This window comes from Microcystis sp. M53603_WE2 (genome assembly GCF_030065435.1).
The window spans coordinates 1-1648 of record NZ_JASJFF010000374.1; the positions used below are offsets into that span (position 1 = coordinate 1).

Annotated in this window: 1 protein-coding gene; it reads left to right on the forward strand. The window is 47.3% G+C overall.

What is annotated here, in order from left to right; all coding sequences use genetic code 11:
* The first annotated feature begins 323 nt into the window (after nucleotides 1–323).
* Nucleotides 324–1193 (forward strand): PEP-CTERM sorting domain-containing protein, encoded by an 870-nt coding sequence (locus PX481_RS07990; RefSeq protein ID WP_288094262.1) that lies wholly within the window; start codon nucleotides 324–326, stop codon nucleotides 1191–1193.
* Nucleotides 1194–1648: the final 455 nt, after the last annotated feature.

A 1648-nucleotide genomic window follows, 5' to 3' on the forward strand; every position in this document is an offset into this window, starting at 1 on the left:
AGGTGGTCAATTACCTAATTTTCAGGGAAAAAATCCCTAAATTTTCCCCCCAATCACTCCAATGGTAGGCACTTTTTCAGGGAAAAAAAGTCTAAAAGCCTTATCCAACAAGGTTTTTAGATTTATTCAGCAAACCCTAAATAGCTGAAAATTTGTCAAAACGTCGTGCTTTGCTTACCTCATAAGCGATTAAAGGTAACAAAACAAAGAATTAGATTCGGAGAATGAATCAGATATAGGGAAGTGGGGAAGTGGGGAGAAACTCTTTTCAGTGATCTGTTGACAATTTTTCAGTGATATATTGACAAATAGGCAATTCTGCGTTGACAAAGGAAAAATTTGCTGTTACCATTGCGATAATTATTCACACATCCACTTTACCTCTGTGGGAGTCTATACAGATGACAAAATTACTCAGATTTACCATTCCTAGCGCTGCTGCTCTGGCCGTCGCCACTGCCTTAGGCCTCGCCACTGCCCCGGCCCAGGCGGCTGCTGTGGTAACCTATAACGGCTGTACAAGTACCTCATTCTGTACACTCACCGAGCTCCTTGCCGGTGGTTCCATCGAAGTTGATGAGGACGGAAATGGCACAATTGAGAAAACCTTCGGCAATTGGATGGATTACGAGTTTACGAAAAGTCCTATCGCTAATCCTGTGACCGATCCCCTAGCCAACATTCGAGTGAGTGCAACCGGCACTTACATTCCTGGTGTCTCTGGTAGTGCTACTCTCAATTACACTATTGTTGGTGGCCTAAACATTGCTCCGCCGAGCGGGAGTGCCAACTGGATAGCTGGTTTCTCCTTCGAATTCGACGTCACATCCGCTGGATATGTCCCAATGACTGGCCAGATAGATGCCATAACAGGTGCTTCAGTTACAGGACCCGCTACGGGAGTACCGAGTAATGTGACCTTCAATGGTGCAGGGATTAGCGGCAATACAAACGCTACCCCCAGCATGCCTGCGATTGACCCTATCTCGTTCGCACCAACAAACACGCTTGCGGTCATGAACAACCTGAGTTTGTTAGCTCGCCGGACTACTACAGTGCCTGGAACCGCCAGCGTTACGAGTTTCTCACAAACCTTCACCCAGGTGGTTATTCCCGAACCGGGTACTGTTGCTGGACTGCTGGTTGCTGGTGGCTTAGGTCTGGCGATGAAACGCCGACAAAAGGATAGCTAACCGAGCTTAACGTCAAGATAACTATGAGGAGAGGCATCGTAGCTGCTTGCATTGAAACTCCGTCCTTTGGGGGCGGTTTTTAATTAGGGTATGCTGAACGAACCCGCGTCAGTGCTGCTTGCATTGAAACTCCGTCCTTTGGGGGCGGTTTTTAATTAGGGTATGCTGAACGAACCCGCGTCAGTCCCCACAGGAGAAACTTTTTCAGCCAACCCTAATTGGGGTTGGCTGAAAAAGTAGGGGCGAAACATTCCGATAGGAAATCTACGGTTTCAGCGATAGGTTAGCCATTGATAGTTAGTCAAGTTTTTAATTTCATCGGAAATTTTGGGTCTGAAACCCCGCCGTTCTAGGTTGGCTTTACGTTAGAATTAAAAGGCCAGTCTCGAAAACCAAGTGGACGGCGCAGCACCTTGAAAACTCGGCTTAGGGGGTTCCGACCAGAAAAGCTTGGC